The 7,815-nt window shown below is 46.4% G+C and carries 7 protein-coding genes; 1 reads left to right on the top strand and 6 read right to left on the bottom strand.

Annotated elements, in window-relative coordinates; genetic code table 11:
• The 6 genes from FD977_RS02240 to fliF form a co-directional block, all read right to left on the bottom strand.
• On the bottom strand, positions 1 to 694 hold a 694-nt coding region (locus FD977_RS02240; RefSeq protein WP_215305966.1), incomplete at its 3' end, for a hypothetical protein.
• A gap of 26 nt (positions 695 to 720) precedes the next feature.
• Positions 721 to 1,167 (bottom strand): flagellar export protein FliJ, encoded by a 447-nt coding sequence (locus tag FD977_RS02235; RefSeq protein WP_215305965.1) that lies wholly within the window; start codon positions 1,165 to 1,167, stop codon positions 721 to 723.
• A 5-nt stretch (positions 1,168 to 1,172) separates the two neighbouring features.
• Positions 1,173 to 2,558: a FliI/YscN family ATPase gene (locus FD977_RS02230; protein WP_215305964.1), complete on the bottom strand. Its 1,386-nt coding sequence runs from the start codon at positions 2,556 to 2,558 to the stop codon at positions 1,173 to 1,175.
• Entirely contained in the window at positions 2,555 to 3,445 is an 891-nt protein-coding gene (locus FD977_RS02225) for a FliH/SctL family protein (protein WP_215305963.1), read from the bottom strand. Before FD977_RS02225 ends, FD977_RS02230 begins: the two co-directional genes overlap by 4 nt.
• Positions 3,432 to 4,526, bottom strand: coding sequence for a flagellar motor switch protein FliG (gene fliG, locus FD977_RS02220; protein WP_215305962.1), 1,095 nt, complete (start codon positions 4,524 to 4,526; stop codon positions 3,432 to 3,434). Before fliG ends, FD977_RS02225 begins: the two co-directional genes overlap by 14 nt.
• Before the next feature lie 17 nt (positions 4,527 to 4,543).
• On the bottom strand, positions 4,544 to 6,496 hold the full coding sequence (fliF, locus tag FD977_RS02215; RefSeq protein ID WP_215305961.1) for a flagellar basal-body MS-ring/collar protein FliF: 1,953 nt from the start codon (positions 6,494 to 6,496) through the stop codon (positions 4,544 to 4,546).
• 163 nt (positions 6,497 to 6,659) lie between these two features.
• Between fliF and FD977_RS02210 the strand changes: the two genes are divergently transcribed.
• Positions 6,660 to 7,814, top strand: a complete 1,155-nt coding sequence (locus FD977_RS02210) for a PAS domain-containing sensor histidine kinase (RefSeq protein ID WP_215305960.1) — start codon at positions 6,660 to 6,662, stop codon at positions 7,812 to 7,814.
• Position 7,815: the final 1 nt, after the last annotated feature.

The following is a 7,815-nucleotide window of genomic DNA, read 5'->3' as shown; positions in this document are numbered from 1 at the left end:
CTTGGGTCAGTGTGATGGTAGGTGCTTGCTGAGGGGCTGCCTGAGCTGCCTGAGCTGCTTGGTTCACTAAGCCCTTTAACTGCTCTAAGGCACTGGCTTGAGCCGCGTTCACGGGTTTAGCTTGTTGCAACATTTGCATTAGTTGCATTACTTGTGAATTTTGAGTCCCTAGGTCATTGGCCTGGCCTGAGTCCTTCATCGCTTTAGCAAGCGATTGGGTCATTAATCGGCTTTGCTGTGGATCGATATTTTGACCATTTAAACCCAGTCCGTTAAGTAAATTTAGGCCTGATAACGAACCGGATGAATCTATTGCATTGACGCCATTACCGCTATTTTGCAATGGGTTGGCTACTGCAGACTGGGCTAAGGCAGGATTAATGAGGCCCTGTGCAGCTAGCTGAGCTGCCAATAACTGCATAGAATCGGTAATTTTTGCAGATTTTTTTGTTTGACCAGCAAATTGTGGCAAATTTTGCATATTCAGAATGCCTAAATCCGCTTTAGGGCTCGCTGATTTATCAGAATTTGAACGCCCATCCAAGCGTGCCACCATCTTTTGGTTCAGGGATGCCAAGAAAGTATCAAAACCAGCAGGCGCAGCAGCGCTGCCGGCAAGACTACCCGGTAGCGCAATAGCCTCAGTGATGGGGCTATTTACTGCTTGCATCTGTATTTGACTAACTGTTGGCATGCATTCTCCAAAAGGAACACTACCAACTATGCATCTTTCGTGCCAGATTTGAAACTCAGCCTTGCTGAGAAGTTATCTTCAAATTGGCTAAGTTCTGCTTTAGCCTGCTTTCTTTTGGCCTCGAGGTGCATTTTGTCTACTAATTTAGATAGCCCCCGAGTGCGCATTCTGGCTAAAGTAGCTACTTTTAAGGTTTCCTCAGAAGCCTTTGTCATACCTTGAATTTGACCATCCATCTCTATAGCGCTATGCAGTAGCTTCTCTCTAAAGGCATTGGCATCCTGAATGAATGCCACTGAAGATCCGCCTTTGCCACCAGCAAGTAATTGAGCCTCATAATCTTTTGCATAGTCAAGTACTTGATCTTTAAAGGCTTTTTGCTGATTTACCTGACTAGCAACGCGCTTTGCCCGTGCCATAGCCTGATCTTCTCGTATTTTGGCTAAGCGATGAAGGAGCTCTATAGCATTCATAAGCTTTATAGATTGGGCGGGCTAATTTCAGCTAACAAAGTCTCTGTTTGATCTATGGGAACCGCTACATCAGCATCTTGCTGCAGGAAAGCCTGAATTTTGGGCCAAGCTTGCAAAGCAGCATCTAATTCCGGGTCGCTGCCCGCAATATAAGCACCCATCGAGACCAAGTCCCTTCCCCGCATATACCGACTGTATAGCTGCTTCATTCTTCTAGCGGAGAGTAAATGCTCTTTTGACACCACTTTTGGCATCACCCGAGAAATTGATTTCTCCACATCAATGGCTGGGTAGTGCCCGCTATCAGCTAATTCTCTAGAAAGGAAGAAGTGGCCATCCAAAATACCGCGTGCGGTATCAGCAACTGGATCATTGGTGTCATCACCTTCTAGTAAGACGGTATAAAAAGCAGTGATTGAACCATCAGGATTGGCGCCATTTCCGACTCGCTCAACTAACTCTGGCATGCGTGCAAATACGCTAGGAGGGTAGCCTCGTGCTACTGGAGCCTCTCCTAAGCTTAGGCCAATTTCACGCAAAGCCATTGCGTAACGAGTGAGTGAATCAACAATCAAAACCACATGCTTGCCTTGATCTCGGAACCAAATCGCAACATCGGTTGCGTAGGACGCTCCTTTTGAGCGCGCTAAGGGAGAAGCATCAGCAGGCGCTGCTACAACAACCGCACGCTTAAATGATTCTGGCCCCAAAGTATCTTCACAAAACTCGCGTACTTCACGACCGCGTTCACCAACTAGGCCAATCACAATCACATCAGCAACGCAATTGCGCGCAAGCATTCCTAATAAAACACTTTTACCGACTCCAGATCCCGCAAATATTCCGACGCGTTGACCACGGCCCACTGTTAACAAACCATTCACAGCTTGAATACCCACATCCAAAGGTTCATGAATAGGTGTTCGATCCAAGGGATTTAACATTCTTTGAATGATGGGTGAAAATTGTTTTTCACCATATCCTTTGCCATCGATAGGTCGACCCAAACCATCAACTACTCTACCGAGCAAACTCTCACCAATCGTCAGGGGTTCACCCACGCTACTAGAGATATAACCTGCTCCAGAGTTAAATGGCGTATTTGCTGGATACACTAGCGCCCCCGGTGAAATATTTTCCATCGCATCAATCGGCATTAAATAAGTAATTGCGCCATTAAAGCCAATGCACTCTGCATCGTAGGTCTTGCCGCCTAGCTCGGACAAGATGGTAGCGCCCGATCCAATACTCATTGGTAGGCCTTCAACCTCCAAGACAATTCCAGAGACGCGCTTTAATTTTCCCTCTCGAATGGAGTAAGGAGTTTGCATCAAGTGTTGGCGACGCAACTCTAACTGACTTACCAATTCCTGAGGTTGTAACACGCTCACTCTGGCTGCACCTGATCATCAGGATTGATTGGATGATCATCAGACTCTGTTTCGGAATCTGTTTCAACATCCATTTCAGAATCGCTACTAGTATCGTCCGCAAAATCATGATCTTCTTCAGCAGAAGATTCATCAGCAGCTTGCACCTCTCCAATAGACTCATCTTCCAAAAGTGTTGGTGTGATTTTTTGATCAACCACTTTGTCATCTTGAGCAACTGAGCCATCCAAACCCAAGGCTGTCCTCACTAATGCCATGCGTGCCTCAACCCCAACATCAATACGAGCACCACTCACCTCGACATAAGCATGCCCAGGACGAACATCAGCATCTACTAAAATCGTGCAATTAAATGGCAAACCTGGGTCCTCAACAATCTTTCTCCAAGTGTCCACTTCTTCAGAACGCAAACGCAGATAGAGATTTTCACCTGGTCGTGGCAAACGCATCAACGCTTCTTGCACCGCCATCACAAAGGGAGCGCGCTCTATTGAACTATTTGCACTCAAACGAGAGGCAATTTCAAAACTGAACTGGGTTAAAGGTGCGGCAATTGCTTCGGGCATCCCAACAAGCGACTCTAAAAGTTGCCCCAAAGCATTTTGCAAACGAAGCGTCTCTTGCTCTGCATCTTGATACCCCGCTTTATATCCCTCGTCATAACCAGTTGTCTTGCCCTCGTCATAACCAGCTGTTCGTCCTTCTACAAAGCCTTCATTAGAACCAAGTTCATAGGCTTCTTCATAAGCATCATGTCGAATCGCTTCAACTTCTTCAACGGTGGGGTAATGAATCGGAGCCACCTTAGGTGGCTTAGGAGGTTTAGGAGGGTCAAAAGAAGGTGGCTCCCATCGCGTTAGCAAGGAGTCCTCATCAGAGGAAGGCATCAGCGGACTTACCTCTCTCCATATTGACTCGACCTTCTTCACTCAAGGCGCGAGCGATTGCAATGACATCTTTTTGGGCTGTCTCAACTTCAATGACCTTCACAGGCGGTCTTGTTTCAAGATCTTCACGCACAGTATCGGCAGAGCGCTTCGCCATATTTTTGAAGATTTTTTCGCGCAACTTCGGACTTGCGCCTTTTAATGCAATGATTAATGTTTCCTGTGGAACCTCTGTCATTAAAGTCTGTAATGAACGATCTTCAAGCTCCAAGAAGTCTTCGAAGACAAACATCTTTTCTTGAATAGCATCGGCCAACTCACCACTATATTTTCGGATGTTTTCCAAGGCTTGTTTATCCAAGCCGCCGGAGAGGTTGTTCAAAATCTCCGCGGTAGGCACTACACCACCCACGCTGCTGCGACGGAAGTCTGAGTCTGGGCCTGCTGAACGAGACATCACCTCGTTTAACTCCTTCAGAGCTGCAGGTTGAACTTTTTCCAACAGAGCAATACGTAAGATGAGTTCGTTTCGTAATTCATCAGCAAATAACTTGAGCAAGGCAGAAGCCTGAGTAGGATCCAAGAAGACCATCACCGTTGCAATGATTTGTGGATGCTCATTTTTAATGAGCTCGTAAAGCACGTCAGATTCCATGCGCTTGAGTGTTTCGATACCAGACATATCAAGCGTATTTTCAAGGCGGCCTAATAGATCTGAAGCACCTTCTGCACCCATTGCCTTGGTAAGCATGTTCTGCATGAAGTCATCGGTATCAAATGCAACTTGCGTATTGTTGGCGGTGACATCCTTAAATTGCCGCAATACCTCCAGCACTAAGTCTCTACTTAAGGAGCGCACTACGGCCATCTTTCCTGAGAGTCGTTGCACCTCAAAAGGCGTCATGCCCCTCATCACATTCGCTGCAGACTCAGCGCCAACAGCCAAAAGGACAACCGCAGCACGTGAAGCACCGTCCAAGTCATCAAAAGAGATGGTGCCACCAGCAGGGGCAGACTTGACTCCCTCTTTCAGAGCATCTGCTATCGATAGCGTTTTTTCTACGGGAGCTTCATCAGCCAAAACAGATTCTCCTCATATTAACCGGCAGGTGCGGCAGCTTCAGCTGCGCCTGCATTTTGCTTAGCCGCATCTTCAGACAGCCACTCTTTGAAGATTGCAGAAACTGCTCTAGGATTATTTTCCACAAAGTCCTTAGCGTACTGAAGCAGGTCCTCGTACTCTTGTTTCTTCTCTTCATCGATCCGTTTTTTCTCTTCCTCAGACCGTTTTTTCTCTTCCTCAGCTCTAGCACGCTCTTCTTCTTCTGCAGCACGCTGGCGTTCACGCAACAACTCAACTTCCATACGACGCTTTTCACGCGCCCGAGGATCCATCTGTGCCATCTCCGCTTTAATCTTCTCGTCAAACTCTTCCTCAATACGCTGCTCTTCCAAAACTTCATCCTTTTTCGGAGGAAAGAGCAATGGACGCACAACTCCAAAAAACATGAGGCTGAGTGAACCCAGAATAATGGCGAACTTGAAGAACTCTTTGCTTAGTTCAATGATCCCAGCTTGCTTGTAGAACGGGGGTTCATCACTTACCTCAACCTTAAATGGAATATTGGCAACGCTGACACTATCCCCACGCTTTTCTGAAAAACCAACAGCATCCCTCACCAAATTATTGATTTGATCAAGCTCTTTAGTGTTATAAGGAATCGGCTTACGGGGCTTGCCATCCTTATCCAAGCCAAGGGGCTGTTTATAGTTCACCACAACGCCAGCAGAAACTCTTCTGACTTGCCCTTTTTCAGACTTAATTCTCTGAATGGCGCGGTCAAGCTCATAATTAATCGTCGCGTCTTTTTTAATATTACTGGCACTCGAGCCTGAACTTGTTGGAGGTGCGTTAAGGTTTTGGGGCCCTGCTGCACCGCCAGCTGCTTGGGTATTAATCGGTGCTTGCCCAGCCCCTGGCGCTTGATTGGTTAAAGCGCCAGGCACACCTGACGTTGTCGAGCTTGGCGTGGCAGCCTCATTGGTTTGTTGGCTTCGAATCGAAGATTGATTTGGTGGCGAATTACGACCAAAGGTTTCTTCGGTTCTCTCTAACTCACCAAAATCCATATCGACCGTTACCTGGGCTCGAACATTTTCTTTACCAGTAACAGGTTCCAAAATTGCTTGTACCCGCTTTGAAAGAGCGCCTTCGAGCTCGGCAACGTATTTGAGTTGCGTGCTGTCTAAACCAGCTAGGCGCTGTGCATTTGGCGCAAGCAAACTGCCTTCCGAATCAACTATGGTGACATTGGCAGGACCCAGATTTGGAACCGAAGATCCCACTAAATTCGTGATAGCCGCTACCTGCTGGGGATCTAAAAATCTTCCAGGATGCATCGTCACAATGACGGAAGCGGTAGGCTTTTCCTGCTCGCGCATAAAAGCGGTCTGCTTGGGAATTGCCAGCATCACCCTTGCGGATTTAACTTGGGCTAAGGAGCTGATGCTACGAGCTAACTCACCCTCTAGGCCACGCTGGTAATTCACTTGCTCGACAAACTGGCTGGTTCCCATTTTCTGGTTTTCCAGCAGCTCAAAGCCGACATTACCTGCCTTTGGCAACCCTTGACCCGCTAAACGAAGACGGGTCTCATAAACAGCGGATTCAGGCACTAGGATTGCTGCTCCGCCTTCAGTAAACTTGTAAGGCACATTCATCTGCTGCAAAGCCGCTACGATGGCAGCCCCGTCACGCTCATTGATACTCGAAAACAAGATTCGATAGTCGTCTTTACTTCTTCCAGAGACCGAAACAAACACCATTACAGCAACCACCAAAAACACTGCGGCGAACAAAATCAGGCGTTGCTGAGCGTTTAGCGCTTTAAAACGATTTTGTAGGCCTACTAAACTTTGGGGGAGTGCTGTACCGCCACCGCTAGGACTTTGAACAGGAGTTGCTGAGGTGGAGGCGCCAACAGAGCCAATATTGACTACTGCCGCATCTCGCTCGCTTTCCTGTATTCCCGGTTGCGTTTCTTCACTCAATTTTGATCAATTCCGTCATGTCAGGGAAATTTCTAAAAATAATAATATCACTATATATAGAACATTTTTGCCTATTTTGCCTAAATGTTGATATCCTAAAGCCATATTTACCAAAAAGAGGCAAATATTGCCTCTAAACCACATCCCTTAAAAAAATCGTTTCTTGAGCACAAAAACCGGCAAATTGCCTTCTCCGCAAGATTCATTAGATGCTACCAAACATCTCGAGGAGGCTTTTGCGATTTTTTATGCGGAATCCCAAAAACTGGAAGCTCAACAAACTGCGCTTCAAGAAAAGATCAATCAACTCAGTAGCGAGCTCCAAAAATCTAACCAACGTTTGGCGATTCTCTTAAATGCCATTCCAGCAGGGGTTATCTTGCTGGAAAATGAAGTTGTTTTATTACATAACCCTGCAGTACTGATCTTTCTGCCCAATTTAAAACCCGGGGCCACTTTTGAAATTCCAAGCGATTGGCAAGCTTCTATCACGCCAGGGGAATATCTCATTACCCAAAAGGGTGCCCAAAAACGCATCCAAAAAACTGTACAAGTCGCTCGTATCAACGAAGGCCCGCGTAGCTTTATTCAGATCCAAGATATCACCACCAATATTTTGCGGCACGAAGAAACGCAGCGAGAAAATCGATTGGCGGCAATGGGTCGTATGGCTGCTGGTATAGCTCATCAATTTAGAACGCCTCTGGCAACTGCCCTGCTATATGCATCGCATCTTTGTGACGGGCAGATCAACGCTGACACCTCTAAGGAATTTGCTGATCGCCTGCGTAAACAATTATTGGATTTAGAAAAGCTCTCGCAAGATATGCTGCGCTTTATTTCTAATAAACCCAATAAGACTACGCTGGTAAATGCGGTCCAAATTATTGAAGACGCACAAGCAAGCATTCAGTTTCTATTTGAGTCCAAGCAAGTCAAACTATCTGTCACAGCCAGCAATGTAAATAACGGAAATTTGTTGGTAGAGCCCAAAGCAATCTCCAATGCCATTGTTGCCATTCTCGAAAACGCTTTAGCTGTTTCTAAAACCAATCAAACAGTCGAAATGCTAGCGACAAGTGATCAACACATGCTAACCATTACGATTTCTGACCAAGGTCCAGGCATCGCCAAAGAAATGCTCAAGTCCTTATTTGAGCCCTTTTCTACTACCAGCGCTAATGGCACTGGACTTGGTCTTTCGATTGCAAAAAATACGATTGAGAGCTTTCGAGGCAGCATCAGCGCTGAGAACTCTAAACAAGGTGCCATCTTTCAGATCAACCTACCTTTTGCCCAACCCTCTTTAAATCATTAAG

Origin of the sequence: Polynucleobacter sp. AP-Elch-400A-B2, from assembly GCF_018688355.1 — a bacterium.
Taxonomy (GTDB): domain Bacteria; phylum Pseudomonadota; class Gammaproteobacteria; order Burkholderiales; family Burkholderiaceae; genus Polynucleobacter.
This window is presented reverse-complemented; position numbering and strand designations above follow the sequence as displayed.

What these genes read in the sequence shown, in the direction of transcription:
- FD977_RS02235 (WP_215305965.1), bottom strand. Translation starts at nt 1,167, where the DNA reads ATGAATGCTATAGAGCTCCTTCATCGCTTAGCCAAAATACGAGAAGAT.
- FD977_RS02225 (WP_215305963.1), bottom strand. Translation starts at nt 3,445, where the DNA reads ATGCCTTCCTCTGATGAGGACTCCTTGCTAACGCGATGGGAGCCACCT.